At 38.6% G+C, this 23292-nt stretch carries 24 protein-coding genes; 3 read left to right on the top strand and 21 right to left on the bottom strand.

Annotated elements, in window-relative coordinates; translation table 11 throughout:
- Nucleotides 1-135 precede the first annotated feature (135 nt).
- Complete coding sequence (locus B2008_RS03060) at nt 136-273, bottom strand: hypothetical protein (RefSeq protein ID WP_286822291.1); 138 nt, start codon at nt 271-273, stop codon at nt 136-138.
- A gap of 260 nt (nt 274-533) precedes the next feature.
- Between B2008_RS03060 and B2008_RS03065 the strand changes: the two genes are divergently transcribed.
- On the top strand, nt 534-1763 hold the full coding sequence (locus tag B2008_RS03065; protein WP_281829801.1) for an IS110 family transposase: 1230 nt from the start codon (nt 534-536) through the stop codon (nt 1761-1763).
- 248 nt (nt 1764-2011) lie between these two features.
- Here B2008_RS03065 and B2008_RS03070 read toward each other — a convergent pair whose 3' ends face one another.
- The 9 genes from B2008_RS03070 to B2008_RS03110 all read right to left on the bottom strand — a co-directional run bounded on the left by B2008_RS03070 (nt 2012) and on the right by B2008_RS03110 (nt 11452).
- Nucleotides 2012-2935, bottom strand: a complete 924-nt coding sequence (locus tag B2008_RS03070) for an ABC transporter permease (protein ID WP_281829800.1) — start codon at nt 2933-2935, stop codon at nt 2012-2014.
- A gap of 17 nt (nt 2936-2952) precedes the next feature.
- Nucleotides 2953-3912, bottom strand: a complete 960-nt coding sequence (gene opp4B / locus B2008_RS03075; RefSeq protein WP_281829799.1) for an oligopeptide ABC transporter permease — start codon at nt 3910-3912, stop codon at nt 2953-2955.
- 2 nt (nt 3913-3914) lie between these two features.
- Entirely contained in the window at nt 3915-4901 is a 987-nt protein-coding gene (locus tag B2008_RS03080) for an ATP-binding cassette domain-containing protein (RefSeq protein ID WP_281829798.1), read from the bottom strand.
- A gap of 3 nt (nt 4902-4904) precedes the next feature.
- Complete coding sequence (locus B2008_RS03085) at nt 4905-5927, bottom strand: ABC transporter ATP-binding protein (RefSeq protein ID WP_281829797.1); 1023 nt, start codon at nt 5925-5927, stop codon at nt 4905-4907.
- 135 nt (nt 5928-6062) lie between these two features.
- Nucleotides 6063-6305, bottom strand: a complete 243-nt coding sequence (acpP, locus tag B2008_RS03090; protein ID WP_040456874.1) for an acyl carrier protein — start codon at nt 6303-6305, stop codon at nt 6063-6065.
- A 39-nt stretch (nt 6306-6344) separates the two neighbouring features.
- The gene (plsX, locus tag B2008_RS03095; RefSeq protein WP_281829796.1) at nt 6345-7346 is read right to left on the bottom strand and encodes a phosphate acyltransferase PlsX; all 1002 of its coding nucleotides are present in this window, start codon (nt 7344-7346) and stop codon (nt 6345-6347) included.
- 18 nt (nt 7347-7364) lie between these two features.
- Nucleotides 7365-9404, bottom strand: a complete 2040-nt coding sequence (gene recG / locus B2008_RS03100) for an ATP-dependent DNA helicase RecG (RefSeq protein ID WP_281829795.1) — start codon at nt 9402-9404, stop codon at nt 7365-7367.
- 5 nt (nt 9405-9409) lie between these two features.
- On the bottom strand, nt 9410-11068 hold the full coding sequence (locus B2008_RS03105; RefSeq protein WP_281829794.1) for a DAK2 domain-containing protein: 1659 nt from the start codon (nt 11066-11068) through the stop codon (nt 9410-9412).
- Between the two features lie 21 nt (nt 11069-11089).
- Nucleotides 11090-11452, bottom strand: coding sequence for an Asp23/Gls24 family envelope stress response protein (locus tag B2008_RS03110; RefSeq protein ID WP_080881286.1), 363 nt, complete (start codon nt 11450-11452; stop codon nt 11090-11092).
- 170 nt (nt 11453-11622) lie between these two features.
- Between B2008_RS03110 and rpmB the strand changes: the two genes are divergently transcribed.
- Entirely contained in the window at nt 11623-11808 is a 186-nt protein-coding gene (gene rpmB / locus B2008_RS03115; RefSeq protein ID WP_006351512.1) for a 50S ribosomal protein L28, read from the top strand.
- Between the two features lie 98 nt (nt 11809-11906).
- On the opposite strand, the gene B2008_RS03120 is transcribed toward rpmB, so the two are convergent.
- From B2008_RS03120 to gmk, 11 genes are all read right to left on the bottom strand, one after another.
- A complete protein-coding gene (locus tag B2008_RS03120) occupies nt 11907-12116 on the bottom strand; it encodes a hypothetical protein (protein WP_281829793.1) in 210 nt (69 codons plus the stop codon).
- A gap of 144 nt (nt 12117-12260) precedes the next feature.
- Nucleotides 12261-12962, bottom strand: coding sequence for a thiamine diphosphokinase (locus B2008_RS03125; protein WP_281829792.1), 702 nt, complete (start codon nt 12960-12962; stop codon nt 12261-12263).
- Nucleotides 12959-13609: a ribulose-phosphate 3-epimerase gene (gene rpe, locus B2008_RS03130; protein ID WP_281829791.1), complete on the bottom strand. Its 651-nt coding sequence runs from the start codon at nt 13607-13609 to the stop codon at nt 12959-12961. The genes B2008_RS03125 and rpe overlap by 4 nt, the downstream gene beginning before the upstream one ends.
- Before the next feature lie 11 nt (nt 13610-13620).
- On the bottom strand, nt 13621-14517 hold the full coding sequence (rsgA, locus tag B2008_RS03135) for a ribosome small subunit-dependent GTPase A (RefSeq protein WP_281829790.1): 897 nt from the start codon (nt 14515-14517) through the stop codon (nt 13621-13623).
- Entirely contained in the window at nt 14514-16499 is a 1986-nt protein-coding gene (pknB, locus tag B2008_RS03140; RefSeq protein WP_281829789.1) for a Stk1 family PASTA domain-containing Ser/Thr kinase, read from the bottom strand. Before pknB ends, rsgA begins: the two co-directional genes overlap by 4 nt.
- Complete coding sequence (locus B2008_RS03145; RefSeq protein ID WP_281829787.1) at nt 16496-17245, bottom strand: Stp1/IreP family PP2C-type Ser/Thr phosphatase; 750 nt, start codon at nt 17243-17245, stop codon at nt 16496-16498. The genes pknB and B2008_RS03145 overlap by 4 nt, the downstream gene beginning before the upstream one ends.
- A 3-nt stretch (nt 17246-17248) precedes the next feature.
- A complete protein-coding gene (gene rsmB, locus B2008_RS03150) occupies nt 17249-18592 on the bottom strand; it encodes a 16S rRNA (cytosine(967)-C(5))-methyltransferase RsmB (protein WP_281829785.1) in 1344 nt (447 codons plus the stop codon).
- Entirely contained in the window at nt 18561-19505 is a 945-nt protein-coding gene (fmt, locus tag B2008_RS03155) for a methionyl-tRNA formyltransferase (protein ID WP_281829783.1), read from the bottom strand. The genes rsmB and fmt overlap by 32 nt, the downstream gene beginning before the upstream one ends.
- Before the next feature lie 11 nt (nt 19506-19516).
- Nucleotides 19517-21913 carry a primosomal protein N' gene (gene priA / locus B2008_RS03160; protein WP_281829780.1) on the bottom strand — a complete coding sequence of 799 codons (2397 nt, stop codon included), beginning with the start codon at nt 21911-21913 and terminating at the stop codon, nt 19517-19519.
- 50 nt (nt 21914-21963) lie between these two features.
- Nucleotides 21964-22188, bottom strand: a complete 225-nt coding sequence (rpoZ, locus tag B2008_RS03165) for a DNA-directed RNA polymerase subunit omega (protein ID WP_281829778.1) — start codon at nt 22186-22188, stop codon at nt 21964-21966.
- Nucleotides 22189-22190: 2 nt separating this feature from the next.
- Nucleotides 22191-22805, bottom strand: a complete 615-nt coding sequence (gmk, locus tag B2008_RS03170; RefSeq protein WP_281829777.1) for a guanylate kinase — start codon at nt 22803-22805, stop codon at nt 22191-22193.
- A 171-nt stretch (nt 22806-22976) separates the two neighbouring features.
- On the opposite strand from gmk, the gene B2008_RS03175 reads away from it, so the two are divergent.
- The gene (locus B2008_RS03175; RefSeq protein ID WP_281829775.1) at nt 22977-23273 is read left to right on the top strand and encodes a hypothetical protein; all 297 of its coding nucleotides are present in this window, start codon (nt 22977-22979) and stop codon (nt 23271-23273) included.
- Nucleotides 23274-23292: the final 19 nt, after the last annotated feature.

Consider the following 23292-nt stretch of genomic DNA (forward strand, 5'->3'; position numbering starts at 1 on the left):
TTGCTTCGTCTCCGAAAAGAACTCTTTTGATTGCACGTTCTTTATATTCCTTGGAGTAATAAGTATGAGGCTTATCAAGAATGGAAAAGCCATGAATTTTAATCAGTTTTACCAAATAGTTTATAATTTCTTTTCTTACTCCATATTTTTTACCAAATAGTTTATAATTTCTTTTCTTACTCCATATTTTTTACCTAAATAGGTTCCGCGTTTCTCTTCTAAAGTCCATTCTTTAAAAATATGAATTTTATCTTGTTTAGATAATTTATACATAGTAAACATTCTAAGCTAAATAGTGAATTGATTATCCGACGGGATAATTGATTCACTATTTTTATTCTCTTGTAGAATTGAGATAGCAGTAAAACAATATGCCTTCGGGGGTTTAGACACGTGATGTCGTATAATAAACTGGCAGTTTTGCATAGGAATTTGGCAATCTCTTCGAAGAATGTGGGCACCTAGATGTCGAGTTTAGAAAATTAGATCCGAGTTCTTAAGCAAAAATTTTTTACTGCTGGATTGGGAGGCTAATGATGAAAGTTGTATTCGGTATTGATGTAAGCAAGTCTGCTTCAACAGTGTGTGAATTAATCGGTGAAAGCAAGAATGAGTTTGAGATTACCAATGATCGGCCAGGCTTCTTGCAGCTATTAAAAGAATTGCATGTATTTGCCATTCATCCACAAATTATCTTTGAAGCAACCGGCGTTTATTCGCGCAGACTACAGACCTTTCTTGAAGATTATGGCTACGATTATATCATTCTTAATCCGTTAAAGGCCAAGAAAGAAATGGATCAGGGATTACGCCACAACAAGACTGACCGCAATGATGCTTATCACTTAGCACTAATTCAAAAACTTTATCATCATCCAGTTAATCAATTGCAGGCTGAAGAATATCATCAGCTCAATGCTTTAAGCAGGTTCTATGATCAATTAACCTCAGATTTGATAATGGCTAAGAATCGTCTTCACCAGGCACTGCAGTCGACTTTTCCTGAAATTGAGACTTTATTTAGTAATTCTAAAGGCAATAATTATTGGCAGATAATTAAGCAATATCCACATTGCGAAAGTATTCTTGAATCTGACAAGGAGCAGATTGTTCGCTGGCTGCTTACGTTAAAAGGCTTTGGCAACAAGCACGCACAAAAAACTGCCAAGAAACTTTTAGAATTGGCTCATAAAAGCTATCCTGTTGTCGAAAATGGTAGCGTTGAAACAACCCAAGCTAAGTATTATGCAGATCGTCTGCTCGTATTAAGCAGTCAGAGGGAAAGGATAATCGATCAAATGACAGCTTTAGCTAAAAAGCTGCCAAATAGAGATCTTGAAATACTTGAAAGCATTCCTGGATTTGCTCAAACTACTGCAGTCAGAGTGTTAGCAGAGTTAGGCGATATGCGCAGATTCAGTAATCCCAATAAGATTAATGCGTTTATCGGTATTGATCCGGGAAGATACCAGTCAGGTGAAATGGATTCAAGCTTAAGTATTACTAAGCATGGCAATGCCGTAGCCAGAAAGATTCTCTATCGGGCCATTGGACAGATAGACAATGCAGCTAAAACCAACCCATGCCATATTGCCGACTATTATGAAAGCAAAAAGCGATCTTCTCAAACCAAAGGATTCAAGAAAATCGCTATTGCTTCAATTCATAAACTGATCAGAACCATATATGCCCTGATCCAAAACGACCAATTATATGATTACAGCGTAGCCACACATAACCAAAAAGACTTTTGCCGTAATTAATTGATCTAGAGACATTATACTCCAGCCTATTAAAGAAAAGCATAATTAATAGGCTTATTTGTCATAGATTTAATTCTTAAATAAATTGCCCCTCAAATACTAAAAGATAAAAATCAAGGTAAAAAAAAAGCCAAGTACCTAATGATACTTGACTTTACGTAGAAAAACCCCCGAAATCCGTGTCCGAATTTCGGGGGTCACTACATATCTCAAGGGATAAAGGCTTTTTAATCTTTTTATTATTAATCTTAATCTTCACGTTGTCTTGCGTCACCCGCACGTTGCAAAGCACGACCAACATAGTTGATGCTCAAGGAAATTACCAAAAGCAAGACAGTGGCTGGAAGCCATAGCCATGGACGTGTAGTAACGTTAACTGGGTCATCAGCAAATCCAATCAAAGTACCAAGTGATGGAGTAGTTGTTGGCAAACCATAACCTAAGAAGGAAAGTGATGTTTCAATACCAATGTTACCAGCAACAGTTAAAACAACATCGATGATGATCATTGAAGTAATGTTTGGCAAAACTTCTCTGAACATAATTTGCAGGTTGGAAGAACCAGATGTCTTTGAGGCCAAAACATAATCTCTTTCACGTTGTGAAAGAATGAATGACCGGTAATAACGTGCCGTTGTTGTCCAGCCGAACATTGCGATCAACCAAACCAGAGTTACGGCGTTGTAATTTGGAATAACAGTAGTCAAAACAATGATAATTGGCAATTGTGGCAAAATCTGAACGAAGTCAACGATTCTCATGATTATTAAGTCGATTGCTCCACCATAGTAACCAGAAACCAACCCAACAATTAAACCAACAATTTCAGTAATAACGGTAACTGAAAGACCAATCATGATGGAGTTACGACCACCCATGATCAATAACTTAAGAATATCACGTCCACCATCGTCAGTACCAAGCAAGTGTCCTGCTTCGCCCCAACCATAGTAAGCATCAGCAATATTAATTTCAGTTACTTGTTCTTTGTTCAAGAATAATGAGCCACCAAATGTGAACAACAAAATCAAAATGATAATAATGGCGGCTACTAAAGCTGTCTTGTCTTTAACAATTTCGCGGAAAATGACCTTCATACCAGATGGTGGAAGAGAGGCCTTTGGCTTATCGTTTTTAACAGTATTCTTCTTATTTTCTTTTTTATTAGCCATAATACTCTCCTTCCCTTTTATTGAATTCTGATACGTGGGTCAATAATGCTCATGATGATATCCGAAAGCAAGTTACCAGTTAAAGTTAAAATACCAAAGATAAGAATCAAGGCAGTTAAAGTCGTGTAGTCACGTTGTGAAATTGAATCAAGGAACAATTTACCCATACCAGGATAACTGAAGACAGATTCAATAATCATTGAACCACTAAGAAGTCCAGTAATAGTGTTACCTAAGAAGGCAGCAATTGGAAGGAGTGAGTTTCTCAAAATGTGCTTATGGAAAACAACATTTTCAGGAACACCCTTACTACGAGCAGTCCTTACGTAATCTTCAACCTTGTTATCAACAATACCAGTTCTCAAGTATTGAACAGTGCCAGTCGTAGTAATCAAGGCATATAAAATTGCCGGCAAAATCATGTGGTAAAGACGACTACCAAGTACACCCCAGAAACCAGAGGCACTAGCAGAAACAGAACCAGAAATTGGGAACCAGCCCAAAGTGAAGCCGAATAACCATAAACCTAAGATGTAGAATACGAATCCAGGGATCGCAAACGTAATGTAGTTAAAGATTTGAACTGCAGTATCTTGCCATTCATCTTGGTGACGACCAGCGGTAATACCCATAGGAATAGCAATTGCATAAGTCAAAATCGTGGTTAAAAGTGATAACCAGAAAGTATTCACGGCACGGTCAGCAATTAATGAAGTTACCGGAACGTGTTGAATATAACTTGTACCTAAATTGCCGTGGAATAAGTTGCCAACCCATCTTCCGTATTGAACATACCATGGATCAAATAAACCAGCAGCTTTCTTCAAAGCCCAAATTTGCTTTGGGTCAGTGTTAGGGTTAATTGAACCGGTAAATGGGTCACCTGGCATCATCTTAGCTAAAAGGAATACCATCATACTCAAGATGATTACCTGTGGAATCATGATCAGTAAACGACGTAAAATGGTCTTCCACATGCTTAATCACTCTCCTTTTCTTGTTGCTCTTTAATTTTAGCTTGTACAGCTTCATCTTCTGGAAGTGCAACCCAGTGATCAGGAGCAATTTTCTGTAATGGGAATACCCGACCACCTTTGTCGTACCATTTGCTTTGGTCTTCTTGGAATTCTTTTTCAACTTCTTCGCGGTGCTTCTTGTGTTCTTCACGGTGTTCAACATCTACTTGAGGAATAGCTGAAAGAAGACGCTTAGTATAAATATGAACTGGGTGCTTGTAGATTTCTTCTCTACTACCAATTTCAACTAAACGACCACGGTGCATAATAGCCAAGTTTTCTGACATGTGCTTAACAACACCCAAGTCGTGAGAAATGAAGAGGTAAGCAATATTATATTGTTGTTGAATATGCTTCATGAAGTTCAAAACCTGAGCTTGAACTGACAAGTCCAAAGCTGAAGTTGGTTCATCGGCTACAATCAATTTTGGATTAGTTGCTACCGCACGGGCAACCCCAATTCTCTGACGCTGACCACCAGAGAATTCGTGTGGATATTTATAAATCGCATCACTTGGCATCCCAACGATATCAAGCAATTCTTGAACACGATCACGTTCTTGATCAGTGGTCAAATTTTCAAAGTTTCTGATCGGTTCAGCAATGATATCTTCGATTCTCTTTCTTGGGTTCAAACTTGACATTGAATCCTGGAAAATCATTTGAACATCCTTGTTGTAATCCAATTTCTTTCTGTTGCGGGCTTTAGTAACATCCATACCCTTATACATAATGGAACCAGATGTGACTTTTTCAACCCCAACGATTGCTTTACCAGTTGTTGACTTACCTGAACCAGATTCACCGATCAAACCATAAGTTTCACCTTCATTGATTGAAAAGTTAATTCCATCAACGGCACGAACGTAATCGGTAATTCTGTTCCAGAACCCAGAACGAATTGGGTAGTAAACTTTTAAATCATTAATTGAAATTATTTCTTTTGCCATATGTTACTCCCCACTTACCTGCTTTGTATTTTCATTTTCGAAGTGGAATGTCTTCCAGCAGGTACATCTTACCCAGTGCCCTGGTTCTACTTCATGAACTTGTGGATTTTGTTCATGAGCACTGGCCGAAATCCAAGGAATTCTTGCTGCAAAACGGTCACCTTCACGCGGCATGTTCTTTAATGATGGAACAGTTCCGTGAATTACCTGTAAATCTTTTGATTCATCGTCATTTTGTGGCATTGAATTCAAAAGTGAACGGGTATATGGGTGAAGCGGGTGTTCAAAAATAGTCTTAACATCCGCTTTTTCAACGATTTGACCAGCGTACATAACTGCAACTTCATCAGCAGTTTCTGCAACAACGCCCAAGTCGTGCGTAATCAAAATAATTCCAGATTCAGATTGCTTTTGAATATCTTCAAGCAAGTCCAAAATTTGAGCCTGAATAGTAACATCCAAAGCAGTAGTTGGTTCATCTGCAATAATGATTTCTGGCTTACATGCAATTGCCATCGCAATAACTACACGCTGACGCAAACCACCTGATAATTCATGTGGGTACATTGTGTACATTTCTTCAGGTTTTGGCATTCCTACTTGATTAAACAATTCAATAACCCGTGCATGACGAGCTTTTTGATTCATATCAGTGTGGTAGTAAAGAGTTTCAGCAACTTGGTCACCAACACGCATTAACGGATTCAAACTGGCTAATGGGTCCTGGAAGATAATACCGATATTGTCACCACGAATTTTATTAAAAAGCTGCTCGTTCAAGCCAACCAAGTTTAATTCATTATAAAGAATGTCCCCGGTTACTCGTGTATTCTTATGGTCATACAAGCCAATAATACTTGAAGCAATTGTGCTTTTACCGCAGCCTGATTCACCAACAATGGCCAAAATTTCATTACGTTTTAAAGTTAAGTTGATATCGTCAGCCGCATCATAAAACTTACCTTGCAGACGGTATGCCGTGTGCAGGTGCTGAATATCTAATAAGAGATCGCTCTGCTTCTCCAAAGGTCATTCCTCCATCTCAATCGGTACTTTTATTAAAAGGTACTTAAATTCTTTGATTTATTTTTTAATTATAAACGCAAAGCCATTCTGATGCAAATCCAGAACGGCTTTTTTTCAAAAAATATTTTCAAAATATTAAGCTTGATGCGCTTTTATGTAGGCTACAGCGTCACCCACAGTTTTAATCTTTTCTGCATCTTCATCAGGAATTTCAGAGCCAAATTCATCTTCAAGCTGCAAGATAAATTCAACCAAATCAATTGAGTCGGCGTCTAAATCTTCAGTAAAACTAGTATTTTTCGTGATCTTAGCCGGATCAATTTCAAAATTGTCGGTAATTAAGTCTTTAATCTTATTAAAAATTTCTTCTTCTGTCATTTTTAACACGCTTTCTAATTTTTTGCTTATTTTTTACAATTATTTTTGACTAAACTTTTCTTTAATTTCGCCAATTAAATTTTCATCTAATATCTTACCAATTTGCTTCAAAGTATAATAGATGGGACGCTCATTTGACCGACCATGCGTTTTGACTACTGGAGCGTTTACGCCCATCAAAACTGCTCCACCGTAGCGCGCCGTATCATATTTATTCTTTAAATCATAAACGGCATTTTTAATCATTAAAGCACCGAGCTTAGTGACTAAGCCATTATTTAGCAAACTATCCTTTAATGAATGAAGCAGAACGCTTGCCATGCCTTCAATACTCTTTAAAGCAATATTGCCGGAAAAGCCATCCATCGCGGCAACGTCCGTCTTGCCGGTCATTAATTCGTTGCCTTCAATATTGCCAATGAAGTTCAAATCACTATCCTGCAGCAACTTATAGGCCTCTTGGTGGACGCTATCGCCCTTATCGCTTTCAGCACCATTATTGAGCAAAGCAACGCGAGGATGTACAATGCCACGAATTTTTTCAGCATAAAAAGCTGCCATTTCAGCCCATTGCAAAATATATTCAGGCTTAGTTTGGGCATTGGCACCAATATCGATTAAGTTATAGCCCTTATCAGAATTTTGTACTGGCAAGGTTGGCATAAGACCTGGACGAGCAATACCTTTAATTCGGCCAATGATAAAGATGCCGCAAGCTAAAAGCGCACCAGTGTTGCCCATTGAGAACAATGCATCAGCTTTTCCTTCTTTAACATATCTAGCAGCGACAACCATTGAAGAGTCTTTTTTGGTACGGATGGCCTTAACTGGTTCATCTTCATCGTTAATCATTTGACTAGTCGGCACAACTTCTAATTGATCATTAATTTGATCAGCTGGCAGAGTCTGCCGAATCTTTTCCTTATCGCCAAATAAAATAAATTTAGTATCAGGCATTTCAGGTCTAACTTTAATAATGGCATCAATAATCGCCTTAGGCGCATTCTCGCCACCCATAGCATCGATTGCAATTCTCTTCATTAATTAATCACGTCTTTCCTAAACTCGATTTTGTTCTAAGTCTTTATAATGCAAAATTTCTTTTAATGTTTGATGATCTGCGGCCGTCAATTTTGGATCTGCTTGAACTAGCGCTTTAGCTTCTTTTTGCGCGACGACTAAAGTTTGGTAGTTATTAACAACATTGCCGACTCTAAATTCAGGCAAACCAGATTGAGCCTTGCCAAACAGATCTCCTTCGCCGCGCATTTTAAGGTCTTCTTCAGCTAGTTTAAAGCCATCATTAGTTGAAGCAATGATTTTCATTCTAGCTTTGCCAGAATCAGTCTTTGGATCTGCCACAAAAACGCAATAGCTCTGCGTCTGACCACGGCCAATTCGGCCTCTTAATTGGTGAAGCTGACTTAAGCCGAAACGATCGGCATTATAAATTACCATCATATTGGCATTAGCCACATCGACACCAACTTCAATGACACTAGTTGTAACAAGAATATCAATTTCACCCGCAACAAAGTCAGCCATAATTTTATTTTTTTTTGGTCCTGGCATCTGACCATGCAGTAAGACGACGTTTTGATCTGGAAAATCATGACTGAGCTTTTGGTGCAATTCTTCAGCATTTTTTAAATCCAAGGTCTCAGATTCAGAGATCAGCGGCGTTACTGCATAAATTTGAAAACCGGCCGCTAATTGCTCGCGCATCAAGCGATAAACGCTATCCATTTGACTGCTTGTTTGCCAACTAGAGATTATTGGTTTCCGCCCAGCTGGCAAGTGACGTATTTCGGAAACGGACATTTCCCCATAAACAGTTAGAGCAAGCGTGCGCGGAATTGGCGTTGCCGTCATTGCCAAAATATCAGGACATTCGCCTTTGTTAATCAAAGCTTGCCGCTGCCCAACGCCAAAGCGGTGCTGTTCGTCGATAATGACTAACCCTAAATTCTTAAAAATGACGTTTTTCTGAATTAAGGCGTGAGTACCAATGACAACGTTAATTGTGCCATCAGTCAGTTCACGGTAAATTTCACGTCGCTCCAATGTTTTAGTGTTGCCCGTTAAAAGTGCAACTCTTACGCCTAATGGTCTGAGCAGCTGATCGATTTTATTAAAGTGCTGCGTTGCTAAAATTTCAGTCGGTACCATCAATGCTGCCTGATAACCAGCCGTAATTGCGGCAAAAATAGCATAAACAGCGACGACCGTTTTGCCCGAGCCAACATCCCCTTGCAAAAGACGCCGCATCTGACGTTTTTGAAACAGATCAGCATAGATTTCATTCACGGCCTGCTTTTGATCAGCCGACAACTCAAATGGCAAGGAAGCCGTTAACTTGGCAATTGCCTTTAAATCATACTTCTTGGCTTCACCGGTATTATGTTCGTTGCTTTGGCTGGTCAAAAGTGCCAGCTGCATCTGAAAAATAAAGAATTCACGGAAAATCGCACTACGTTTAGCAAGTTGTACCTCATTGCCATTTTTAGGATGGTGCATCTTTTGAATAATTTCTTGATCACTGAGCAAACGATATTTCTGCCGAATCCTTTTTGGCACTACATTTTCAACCTGATCAAGAAAATTATCAATCGCCAAATTGATTAAATCCACCAGCTTCTTTTGACGGACATGCTTATTTACCGGATAAATCGGCGCCATTCCACTATCATTTTCCTTTTCAGCAACAAACTTGAAAGCTGATAAAGACTGCCGAGCAACATTATATTTGCCATATACAGCAACTTCTTTGCCAATCTCGACCTTGTTTTTAAGCCATGGCTGGTTAAAAAAATTGACCATGACAATATCATGGTCAATCCTTAATTTGAAGCTTAGACGGCTCTTTTTGTAGCCAAAGCGGCTCAAAAAAGGCTCAGTTGCTACAATTCCTTTTAACAATACCTTCTGACCATCCATGATTTGATCAAGCGGTAAAGTCTGCAATTCGTCATAACGAAAAGGAAAGTAAAATAGCAAATCATAAATGCTATAGATACCTAAGCTCCCTAAATTTGCTGCAGTCTTTGTTCCAACACCCTTTATATCTGTTACTGGAGCAAATAATGCATTTTCATTCATATTAATTATTCAGCTGAAATCAAGAAATTATAAACTGGTTGACCACCATCGTGAATTTCAAATTCAAGATCATCATGTTCGGCCTTCAAAGCTGATACTACTTTTTCAGCTTGTTCCTTGTTAGCATCACGACCGTACATAATTGTGATAATTTCAGTGTCGTCATCAAGCATCTTTTCGACCGTTTCAGTAGTTGCCTTGATTAAATCAGCATTATCGATCTTAATGTCGCCATCAACGATACCTAAGTAATCATTCTTATGAATTTCTACATCATTAATAGTAGTATCACGGTTTGCTTGGGTTACTTCACCGGAAACAACTGTATCCAAATTTTCAGTCATTGCTTCAACATTATCATCAACTGAAGCATCAGGATCAAATGAAAGCATGGCAGTTAAACCTTGTGAAATCGTTTTAGTTGGAACAATGCCAACTGGAATATCGCTAACTTCTGCAGCTTGCTTAGCAGCCATAATAATATTGCCGTTGTTTGGCAGAACAATTGCTTGCTTAGCGCCGGATTTCTTAATGGCATCGATAATATCAGCTGTTGATGGATTCATTGTTTGTCCACCAGAGATAATCCGGTTAACGCCTTCACTTTCAAAGAGCTTGCGAATACCATTACCAGAAGCTACGGCAATAACAGCAAAGTCTACGCTTTCTTGCTTATCTTCATCGCCTTCAACAATGGTTTCATGTTGAATTCTCATGTTATCAATCTTGATTTTGCCGAGTTGACCGAATTGACTTCCATATTGGAAAACTTCACCTGGATGTTCAGTATGAACGTGAACCTTGGCAACGTCACCATCAGAAACAGCTAGCAAGGAATCACCAATACCTGATAAATGCTTTCTGAATTCGTCTAAGTCAAATGGCTTCTTATTAGGAACATCAGCAGTTAAATCAACCATGATTTCTGTACAATAGCCGTTCTTGATATCTTGCGTAGCCAATTGACTTTGAACAGATCGATGGTGCATGGCGTTAATCATTTCGTCCATTTCGCCTGCATCTGGTTGATATTGGTCAGCAAAGTTTTCGCCCAAAATTCCTTCAAGGAATCCTTCATAAATAAAGAGCAACCCTTGACCACCTGAATCGACAACGCCAACTTGTTTCAAAATTGGAAGCAAATCTGGGGTAGTCTTTAATGCCTTTTTAGCACCTTCTACAACAGCCTTCATTACTTCTTCAACATCATCGGTATCGTTAGCCTTAGTAGCACCTTCTTCTGCTGCTACGCGAGCAACTGTCAAAATAGTACCTTCCACTGGCTTCATAACTGCTTTATAAGCGGTTGTAACACCATTGGTGAAAGCATTGGATAATTCTTGTGCATTAAGAGTTTTCATGCCTTGAGTAGCTTTATAGAAGCCTCTAAATAGTTGTGAAGTAATAACTCCACTATTGCCACGAGCTCCCATCAGCATCCCCTTGGCTAAGCTTTCGGTTAAATCACTAACATTGGTACTTGGATTTTCGCTGACAGCTTTTGCTCCACTTTCAATAGTCAAATTCATGTTGGTACCCGTGTCACCATCTGGAACTGGGAATACGTTCAATGAGTTAACAAATTCCGCATTTTTACCCAGTCGATGAGTGGCCACGCGAACCATATCTCTAAATTGTGTACTATCTATTTCTTTTAAAACCAAAATTCATAACCTCCGCTTGCGTTACTCGTCAAGTACCTTAACGCTTTGCACGATGACATTAACTGCTTTAGTGTCAAAACCAAGTTGATTCTTCAAATTATATTTAACACTATCTTGAACATTGCGACTAACTTCTGAAATCTTCAAGCCATAGCCAACAATGATGTAAACATCAACGGTGATTTCATTATCTTCTGACTTGACAACAACACCGCGTTTATAGTTAGCCCGATTAAGAATACCGTCAAAGCCGTCACGAATGGCGTTCTTTGAAGCCATTCCTACAACGCCGTAATTAGAGGTAGCTGCACTACCAACAACAGTTGCAATCACTCCGTTTGAAATATCAATCAAACCATCTTTTGTTTTGATCTTAACAGCCATTTTCTTCCTCCATCTTTATTATTGTCTTAATATACGTATTTATTTTATCATAGTAAAATGTTAAACGCTTAGTAAATCAATTTATTAAAAAATACTTTCGGAGTTGAATTGACGCTCACAATATGCTATCTTATTTAAGTATGAAAACATAGCTAAAGGAGGTTTAGCAAATGGCAAAAGATTTTGTAACAGGTAAGAAGACTACTTTTGGTAACAAACGTTCCCACTCAAAGAGATCAGCTCGTCGTGCATGGAAGCCAAACCTTCAAAGAGTTCGTATTCTTGTTGACGGTAAGCCAAAGCGCGTTTGGGTTTCAACTAAGACTTTGAAGTCTGGTAAAGTAACTCGTGCCTAATAACCATTCAAGCCTATTGGATCAGTGATCTGATAAGCTTATTTTTTTATCTTGAAGCAAATTAAAAAGAGATGCATTTTTATGCATCTCTTTTTTCATTAACGAGCAATATTGTGATGCTTGTCATCGTCAGGAATTTCATTAGCCATTCTTTCATCAAGTGGAGTGTAAGCATAGGCATTGATCATTTCACTTAATTTGGTTGGCAATCCCAAATCTTGGAAAACAACCCCTCTTGCACTACCGTGCACTGCTGCAACATCCTTCTTTTTCTTTTTATCGAAAATGTGAACACAATTCTTGTGCATGTAATCTTCAACATTTCTCTTTGCACGGTCAAGACGAGCTTCGTAACGGTCATTTTTTAAAACTTGCTACTTGCTTTTCAAAATCAGTGTATTTCATAACCTAATAATCCTTTCTTGAATTAGAAAATAGTAGTTAGCTATATTTTACACGTTCTCGTCATAAATGTTATGAAATCGATTAATATCTTTTGAAAAAATTACTGCAGCCATTCCAGAAGATAAATTTAGGTGAAACCGATTGTTTCCTTTTTTAAATTCGTTTGAGGCAAAAATGCGGGGATATGCTGTCGAAAATCCATGCAATTCATAACGAGCATCCAAAATATTCAAATTTTCTGTTTTTTCTAAACAAGCGACGCCAAAATATGGGTACTCACCTTGCTGCTGAACAAGATGCTGACCATGATCCAGAAAGATAATTTTGTTCTGATAATCAACTAGAGAAATTTTTTCAGCATAACACCTGACTGCTGGGTTGAGCAGCATAAATAAATTGACCAAGAAATGATCAATGCGGCCTCCCGTTGCTCCTAAAATTGTCAACTGATCGACGTGATAATCAATAAAAGCCGCCCTGATCATCAATTCTGAATCTGTCAAATCTTTTACAGGATTTGAATAGCGAATATCATGTACGTTTGCTTCAATTTTTGATAATTCTTCGGGTCTTAAAGAGTCAAAATCACCGATTGCCAAATCTGGAACCAATCCCATCTCTTCCAGCAGCAAACTGCCCCGATCAACACCGATGAGCAAAGAGCCTACCTTTTTTTCTTTATTTAATCGCTTTTGAATATCAGCAGGCCATACATTTTCAGGGCCACCTAAAAGTGCGTATGCTCTCATGATAGACTTTGCGTTAATTTGGCAATCTGACTGGCAATATCGCCTTTTTCAAAAAGATAAGAGCCCGCTACAAAGACATTGGCACCAGCGTCCTTGGCAATTCTAGCAGTTTGCTGATTAATGCCACCATCGACTTCAATTGCAATGTCCTTGCCCACCAATTCTCTTGCCTCTTTAATACGGGAAGCTGAATTTTCCAAAAACTTCTGTCCGCCAAAGCCAGGATGAACCGTCATTAACAAAAGCTGATCAATTTGATTCTTAAATTGTTCTACAACTGAAACTGGCGTATCAGGATTCAAAACTAAACCAGCTTTAACCCCATTTGATTTGAGATAATCCAGCCAATACTTCACTTCATTTGGCTGCATTGCTTCATAATGAAACTCAAGCAGATCTGCACCGGCCTTTACTAAAGCTGGGATCAAGACCTTTGGGTTATTACTCATCAAGTGAATTTCAGCTTCAGTAATCGGAAATTCAGTTTTAAAATCACTAACTAATTGCGGGCCAAAAGACAGATTCGGGACAAAATGACCATCCATGATATCAATATGAAAACGGGTAATCCCTGCATTCGTCGCTCTTTCGATTTCATCTTTTAGCGTTAAATTATTTGCATTCAGAATTGACGGTGCAATCAACATCTTATCTCCCTTTACTTCAAATACTCTGGTATTCTTCCTTCTTCAATTTCATTTCTCATTGCCAAATAATCGTCATAACGGCTTTGACTGATCTCACTTTCGGCCAACAGACGTTTAACTTCGCATTTTGGCTCTTTTAAGTGCAGACAACCTCTGAATTTGCAATGAGCACTAGCCTTTTTAAATTCCAAAAAATAGTCTTTTAGTTGATCCAACTTAATAGGCGTTAAATCAATTGACGAAAAGCCAGGCGTATCAGCTAAAAAGCCTTTGCCCAGCTTAAACAATTGTACTTTTCTTGTCGTATGCTTTCCGCGATTTAAAACCATCGAAATTTGGCCTGTCTCTTGATTGGCATCCTTTTTTAATTTGTTAAGCAGCGTTGACTTACCTGCACCGGACTGACCGGCCAAAGTCCAAATTTGATCTGTGCCAATTTTTTGATTTAATTCTTTCGCCAAAGTTTCCGCATCAAAATAGACAGGATAGCCTATCTTTTGATAATAAGCTAAATCCTGTTTAATTTGATCTAATTTTGCACTATTTTTTAATAAATCGGCCTTTGACAAATAGACCGTAACCGCAACTTTTTGCCATGCAAAAAATGTCAGAAAACGATCTAAAAGCTGCAAGGAAAAATCTGGTTGAACAGCAGAAATAACCAGCAAGACGTGACTAACATTGGCAACTGCAGGGCGACCAATTCGATTCATTCTTGGAAAAATTTTCACCAAATAGCTGGTACCTTGATCATCTATTTGAATTTCAACGTGATCGCCTACTGCGGGCTTTTGCTTTTTTTGACGAAAAACGCCACGAGCACGTGTTCTAATAAGGCCCTCATCTGTTTCAACGTCGTAATAACCGGCAATTAGCCCAATTACAGTTCCTTTAGCTAATCGTGTCATTTAGTCACCTTTTCGTTCAAAATTGTTTTACCATCCCGAATTACTTTTAATTGGCCTGAACCATCTTTAAGTGAGAATGGAATTGAAAAGCTCATATCATGTTTAATGTAAAGATCACGATAAATATTGCCTAGCGAATGATCATCATCTTTGATATAAATCTGGACATGGTTGCCTTCGCTTTCTTGAATTTTGCTATCGCTTGATTGCGGAGCAACATAGTCAACCGTGAAGTTCTTAGTAATATTTACGGTCTTTTCTTCACTTTCTTTGGCACCCTTTGATACTTTGATTGTGACTGTTGAACCACGTTCCACCTTAGTTCCAGCAGCAGGTTGCGTAGAAATAACCATGCCCTTATCAATAGTATTGGAGTATTCTTCATTTATTTGCAGGGTAAGACCATTATCCTTTGCATAATCCTGAGCACTTCTTAATGAATAGTTCTTTAAATTCTTAAGCGTAATCATCGTGCTCTTCGGCTTTTGCAGTTTTCCTTGAGAAACAAATAAAGTAATTGTTGTTTGTTTTGGCTTTACTTGAACTCCTGCAGCAACACTCTGCGAAATCACATTGCCGCTGGCTACGTCAGAAGAGTATTGATTTTTTCGAATCACATCAAAGCCCAATTTTTCTAGTTTTTGTGCAGCCTTGTCGTAATCCATATTTACAACATTAGGTACTTTGACCATCCCTGCACCACTAGAAACAATTAAGTCGATGCTCTTGCCTTTTGCAACTGAATCACCTGCTGATGGGGTTGTTTCAATCACTTTACCAGCATCAATGCTGTCAGAATGTTGTCTCTTCACTGTTCCAACGCTTAGGCCAGCATTTTCAATTTTGATTTTTGCTTTGCCTTCAGGGACATTTGTCACATCAGGCACATAAATTTTTTGTTGAGCATTCTTGCCACTAAGTGCAAAAATCATGATAAAAATAATTAAAAAGGCGGCGATTCCAATAAAAATAAACCACCATTTGTGTTTTTTGACCGTTTGCAAAAAGCCAGGTTTTGTTTCTGCCTTTTGCTTTTGGTCATCGGTCTTTTTATCCTCATCCTGCTGTTTGTCAATTTGAGGCTTAAAGCCAGGAAGGATAATCGTTTTATCATCGCTCATCCCATGATTAGGGACAAAGATTGGTTCGTCTTTACGACTGAAGTCTAAACTTGTATCAAGATCAGCTTTCATTTCTTGAGCAGATGCATAACGGTCGCGTGGATCTTTTGCAGATGCTTTTAAGACAACATTTTCTAAGGCTTGCGGCACAGCCGGATTCTTTTTTCTGATTGATGGAATCGGTTCTTGTGCATGCTTTAACGCCACCGCAACCGGCGTATCACCATTAAACGGCACATGTCCGGTAATTAATTCATATAAAATAATTCCTAAAGAATAAATATCTGACTGCTTGGTAACCAATCCACCGCGCGTTTGCTCTGGAGACGTGTAATGAACTGATCCCATCACCGAATTGGTTTGAGTAACTGAACTTTGATTCAAAGCTACAGCAATTCCGAAGTCTGCGATTTTCACGTTGCCGCGTTTATCCATCAAGATATTTTGCGGCTTTAAATCACGGTGAATGACATTATGCTTGTGAGCCAAAGCAACTGCACTCAAAATCTGATCCATGATTCTAATAACTTCATGCAGATCCAGCGGGGAATTTTTTTGAATGTATTCTTTTAAATCAGGGCCGTTGACATATTCCATGACCATGTATGGCAAACCCTGATCATTGCCAACATCGAGAACAGATACAATATTTGGATGGCTTAATTCACTAGTGGCTAAAGCTTCACGTTGAAAACGTGCTTCAGTTTGTGGTTCTTTTTGCAAATCCAAACGCAAAACTTTAACGGCGACCTTGCGTTGCAAAATAATATCTTTGGCTAGATATACATTAGCCATTCCGCCTTCGCCAAGAGTATCGATGATCCGGTAACGTTCACCTAGCAAATAACCTTTATCGATCATTTACTATCATCCTCCTTGTTGCAGACCAGACAGACAGTGATATTGTCACCACCGCCTAATCGATTTGCTTCATTGACTAATTTATTGCAGCGATCTTTAAGAGAAAGATCCTTAGTAGCCAAAATTTGCTGAATTTGAGGGTCACTCAACGAATTGGTCAAGCCATCCGTGCAAAGCAAAATTGTGTCGTTTTCATTCAGCTCAATCGTATCAAATTCTGGATCAATCGTGCTGGATACGCCTAAAGCCTGAGTAATAATATTCTTTTGCGGATGATGCTTAGCTTGTTCCTTCGTAATTTGACCCATTTTAACGAGTTCGTTGACCAAGGAATGATCTTCGGTCAATTGAATAAACTTGCCATCAGCATAGCTGTATGCCCGTGAATCACCCAAGTGAGCGATTAAAGCACTATCAGCAAACGCAAAAGCCAAAACAATAGTAGTACCCATCCCATTCAAATCTGGAAAACGATCAGCGGTCTTTAAAATCGTTTCATTTTCTGAATTTAATTGAACTTCAAGCCATTTATGAGCGATTGCGGGCGTAGTAAAATCAGTCATCTGAAAATTATGTCCCAAATGACTAACGGCCATCGTTGAGGCTACATCCCCGCCTTGATGACCACCCATGCCATCGCAAACGATCGCTAAAGTAATATAACTTTTATTCTTAAAAACTCGTACAAAATCTTGATTGCTTTTTCGTATTCTACCAATACTTGAAGCATAAGCTGTCTGAATCAAAATCTAACCTCGTAATTTTAACTTAGCAATAAAGAAACCATCACTGCCATATTCATCAGGCAGAATTTTCAGCATTCCTGTTTTACTGCTAATTTTTTCTAACTTAAAAGGCTGTAACGCAAAATCAGGATGCGCTGCCAAGAACTTGCGTATTACATCCTCATCTTCTTCTTTAGAAATCGTGCAGGTTGAATAAATCAGCTCTCCGTCATTCTCAAGAAGACAACTTACATGATTAAGAATCGCCAACTGAATTTTGGCTAAACTAAATAAATCATTTTTACTCTTAGTATACCTAATCTCAGGTTTGCGGCGCAATAACCCTAAACCTGAACAGGGTGCATCTACTAATATTTTAGCAAATTGCTGCTTAGAAAAGTAATCATCAGCCTTTCGTGCGTCAATTGCCACAGTTTTTACTTTATCGGCAACATTCATTCTTTTAGTATTCTGCTGCACTAAGCGCAATTTTTTATCATGGATATCTAAGGCAGTCACTTCGCCCGTTTGAAGGTGTTCCGCAATCTGTACTGTTTTTCCTCCTGGAGCGCTGCAAGCATCCAAAACTTTCTCATTGCCCTTAAAATCAAATGCGTCTACTACAAGACTAGCCGCTTCATCCTGGATGGTCAACTTTCCTTGTTTGAACAAAGAAGAAGATGCAATTCCACCATGAGCCAGGATTGCAACATTAGCTGCTAATTTAGAAGGCGTTGGTTCATAGCCTGCCTGTTTTAAAGCAGCTACAGTTTTTTCTTCATCTTGCAGAATAGATAAGCGAACGCTATTTTTAGCCGTTTCATTATAGCTTACTAGAATTTTCTCTGTTCGTGCTTCTCCCCAGAGTGAAATAAAATATTCGACAAGCCAACGAGGAAAACTCTCCTTAACGCTCAAATGATTAACCAGGTCGTTTTTATCAGGCAGAATTGTTCCGCGACGTGTCAGAGAACGCAAAATTCCGTTGACTAGACGAAAACCGGATGAATGTTTTTTGCCAAATTGCTTCGCCAACTTATTAGCTTCATCCAGAACTGCACGATTTGGCACTTTATCCAAAAAAAGAATTTGGTATGCCGACATTAAAAGCAAAGGTTTTAAATATTTTTCTGTAATTTTGCTTTTAATCAAATCATGAAGCTGATACTCAAGATAGATTTTATATTGAATTGTTCCATAAACTATCTTGGTTACAAGATTCTGATCAGCTACAGACAGATTGCTGTGTTTTAAATTATTGTTCAAACTAATATTCGAATACGAACCATTCTCTAAAACTCGAATTAAAGTTTCTAATGCAATAGCACGTGCACTCTTAGTCGTCGACAATTTTTTCTCCCGGAGCATACTTTTTTCCTTGACCGTTCAAGAAATTCTTAACTTCCATTTTCTTCTTGCCAGCTGGCTGCAATTCCAATAAATTCAAAACGGAATTGTCAGCAAAACTAAGTGCAAACCGCTTTTTATTGTCAACAACGCAGCCTGCTTCTAAACTGCTGGAATCTTCTGCTACTTCAGCCTTCCAGACCTTTAATCTTTTTCCTTCGACCATCAAATAAGCACCAGGATCTGGATTAAGGGCACGAATAAGGTTGTTGGCCTCTGAAGCTGTCATTTCGTTAGTAATTTTTTCTTGCTCTTTCTTAATATTCGGTGAAAAAACTACTTTTTCAGGATCTTGTGGCGTCTTTACTACCGTACCATCAGCAATTTTTGGCAAAGTTTCCAGCAATAAATCGCGTCCTAAATAGGATAATTTTTCAAAAACAGTACCCGCATTATCATCAGGTTCAATCTTAATAGCCTTTTGCGCATATATATCGCCGGCATCCATCTTTTTAACCATTTCCATGATTGTAATGCCTGTTTCTTTATCGCCATTTAATAGCGCATATTGAATTGGTGCACCACCGCGATATTTTGGCAATAAAGAGCCATGAACGTTAACAGCCGCAATCTTTACAGAATTCAAAAATTTTGTTGGTAAAAACTGACCATAAGCAGCCGTTATGATGAAGTCAGCATGCATGTCAATTAATTCTGCCATCTCTGGTGAGCCGGAAAGCTTAATTGGTTGATAAACAGGAACATCGTGAGCTTCAGCGGCAATTTTGGCTGGTGTCTTAGTAATCTTTTGCTTACGGCCTACCTTCTTATCAGGTTGAGTCACTACCGCTTTAATCTCATAGCCTTTATTAATTAACCCTTCTAACACAGGAACTGAAAATTGGGGTGTGCCCATGAAAATAATTGACTGCATTTGCATCCTCCTTAAATAATTCGTTCTGGTTCGTTATCAATATATACATTCAAACCATACTTTTTAACTTCTTGTGCGGAATCCTGAATATGGTGCAATATCGCATTAAGTTCTGTTTCTTTTTTATATTTTACCAGTATTTGATAATAATATTGATTTTTTAGACGAGAAATTGCGCTTGGTGTTGGTCCCAAGATAATTGTTTCTGGATGAAGTCGTCCTTGCAATTGACGTTTTATATTAAAAGCTTCTCTAGCCGCATTTTGCTCCTTTTTTGAAGCTACTGAAATTAAAACGGTATAGAAATATGGCGGATAATTTCCGGCATGACGCACGCGCATTTCATAAGCATAAAAACGTTCATAGTCCTGAGTTTGTGCAAGCTTGATTGCATAATGATCCGGATTATAGGTCTGAATAATTACTTCTCCGCTTTTCTCTGCTCGACCAGCACGCCCCGCTACTTGCGTCAATAATTCAAACGTCCTTTCCGAAGCATTATAGTCCGGCAGCCAAAGCCCTGTATCAGCATTGATGACGCCAACAAGAGTAACATTTGGAAAATCCAGTCCCTTTGCAATCATCTGTGTTCCCAACAAAATATCAGCTTCATGATCGCCAAAGGCATCCAAAATACGCTTATAACTACCCTTGCGTCTAGTGGTATCAACATCCATTCGCAAAATTCGCGCACCTGGCAACAATTCTGGCAATTCTTCCTGAACTTTTTGTGTGCCTGTTCCTAAAAAACGAATTTGTGAACTTTGACAGTTGGGGCAACGTTGCGGAATTTTTTCTGTATAGCCGCAGTAGTGGCACTGCATCATACCGGTATCTTTATGCATAGTCAAAGATAAATCACAATTAGGACATTTCATGACATAACCACATTCTCGGCAAAGCATGAAATTGGCAAAACCACGCCTGTTAAGCATAAGAATAATTTGCTCTTTGTTTTCTAATCTCTTTTTTATCGCGTCTACTAATTCAACCGATAAGTCAAACTGTCCTCCAGCAAATTCAACATGCTTTAGATCAATTAAATTAACTTTTGGCAGTTTCTTTTGATTTGCTCTTTTAGTAAGTCTAAGCAATTGATAGACGCCTTTTTGTGCTCGAGCACGACTATATAGAGATGGTGTCGCACTACCCAAAACTAAAGGACAATTATTGAACTGACTGCGACAAATAGCCACATCTCTGGCTTGATACCGCGGATTTTTATCCTCTTGTTTATAAGTAGCCTCATGCTCTTCATCGATTACGATCAAACCGATATTTTTCAAAGGTGCAAAAACGGCACTTCTGGCACCAACAACGACTCTTACTTCACCACGCCGAATTTTGCGCCATTCATCATAAAGTTCGCCATTAGATAAACCACTATGCAAAACGGCAATTTTTTCGCCAAAACGCGTTTTAACCTGCCGCACCATCTGCGGGGTCAAAGAAATTTCCGGCACCAGCATCAATGCGTTTCTGCCTTTTGCTAAAGCCTTACTGATAGCATACAAATAAACTTCGGTTTTCCCGCTGCCAGTAATACCTTCAAGCAAAAATGTTTTGGCCTCTTTTTTATCAATCGAGGAAGAAATTTGCGCTAAAGACTTTTCCTGTTCATCGTTTAAAATAATTTTTTTGCTGCTTTTTTCATCAAAACCAGCCAATGGATTACGATAAACTTCAATGCTGCTTTTCTTAAGCCAGCCCTTTTTTACTGCTGCGTTAAGCGTTGCTGTTGAAATCGTTAATTTCTTTTCTAAAACAGACTGCTTTTTGGGATAATCTTCTGCATGTTGAAGCAAATCTTGAATTAGTTTTCTCTGATTAACAGCGTTTGAGCGCAAAGAATCGTAAATCTTTTGGTATTCTGCAGCTGCTAAAGTTAAAGAATACTGATTCTCCGTCTTTTTCTTTGCCCTATTCTCAACTACATATTCAATTTTCGCTTCATTATTTCGCAATAAATTACGCGCTAAAGCAATCTGTTTAACATCTGTCATCTCGTTTAAATCAACTGGATCGCCTTGAAAGAGCGGCAGTTTTTTTGCGTCAGCAGAAATTGGCGTCAAAAGTTTGCGGTAATTAGCCCGCATTACTCTCGGCAGCATTGCTTTTAAAATAGTAATTCGATACGAAAAGACTTTATTAGCCAATGCCGCTGATAAAGAAACAAGTTCTGGCGTCAATGGCGGCATCTCATCTACAACAAGAAGCAGATCCTTCAATTTGCCTTGATACTCGCTTTTTTCACTTAAGCCCACGACAAAGCCTTGCAACTTGCGGGGCCCGAAGGGTACAAACACGCGAGAACCAATTTCAACATCTTTTAGCTGATCTGGTACATGATATTCAAAAATGTGATCTGTCTGCTTTGCAGCTATATCTACAATTACTTGGGCTATCATTCTATCACCTTACAAAAAAAGACCCCCATCTTGAGATGGAGGTCAATTAATTAATCTTCAAGGTTTACTTCTGCATGAGCAGGATCAACTGTAACCTTGCCAGCTGCGATTTCCTCAAGTGCCTTGCCAACTGCCTTATCACATTTAAAACTCTTTAATGTTGGTGGATCACCAGCTTCAAGTTCATGTGCTCTCTTTGCAGCCAAAACTGATAAAGAGTAGCGTGAATCAACGCGTGAAAGCAACTTATCAATTGATGGATATGTAATTCTCATGATTATTCCTCCGTGACCATTTTACGGTAGTCATCAATTACCCGCTTAACACTAACGTGTTCTGCATCCACGATTGCCTTGATGTGATCAACAGCATTAGCAACCGTATCATTGACAACAGCATAATCGTAATCTTGCATGACTAAAATTTCTTTTCGAGCCTGACGAATTCGACCCATAATTACATCTTCAGATTCTGTACCACGATGCTCTAGGCGCAGATGCAAAGTATGCAAATCTGGTGGCGTCAGAAAGATGAAAACACCGTCCGGCATCTTTTCACGAATCTTGCGAGCACCATTTACATCGGTTTCTATTAAAACATCTTTGCCTTCTGCCAGCATTTTCTTTACAGGACCAACAGGCGTTCCATAATGATGTCCAATGTATTCATTATATTCCAGAAGTTCGCCTTGGTTAATAGCTTCTTGAAAACGCCGCTCACTCACAAAGAAATAGTCTTTACCATCAACTTCGCCGGGGCGAGGCTTACGAGTAGTCATTGAAACGGAATATTCAAATGGAAATACTTTATTTTTAACAATTGCATTTTTAACAGTCCCTTTGCCTACTCCAGAAGGGCCAGAAAGAACAAGTAATAAACCTTTGTGTGCCATGCCAAACTTCCTTTTGCAAAACTTACTAAGTTTATTTTGCACTAAGAAGCTCTTATTTTCAAGTATTCCTTTCCAGCAAATTATTTTACCCAAACACTTGTTTTTGGAAACAAGTGTTTGTATAATCATTTATGCAAACAGCTGTTCGGGTTTTTAGATAGAGTGAAAAATATGAATAACTTAGTTGCTAAAATAAAGAGCCCAATTAAACGAGCTTACCATTACTTATTTGAATACGACTTTGATCGCATGAGCATTGACGGACAAATCACCGGCAAAATTTTGGCTTATCTCAGCTATGCTATTCTGCATCATGCATTTGTCATGATTACCTATTATGACGGTCATACCGATATCGGACAGATAAGTCGTCGCCTTTCAGTTGGTCGTTTTGTCTTTCGCTGCAGTGATAATAAGATCCTCAAAATTGTTGACCTAGATGATATTTTTCGAGTTGATTTAGCATAAAAAAAGGATTTTGATTCTC

This window comes from Lactobacillus sp. UBA5813, from assembly GCF_002417895.1.
Lineage (GTDB): Bacteria > Bacillota > Bacilli > Lactobacillales > Lactobacillaceae > Lactobacillus > Lactobacillus amylolyticus.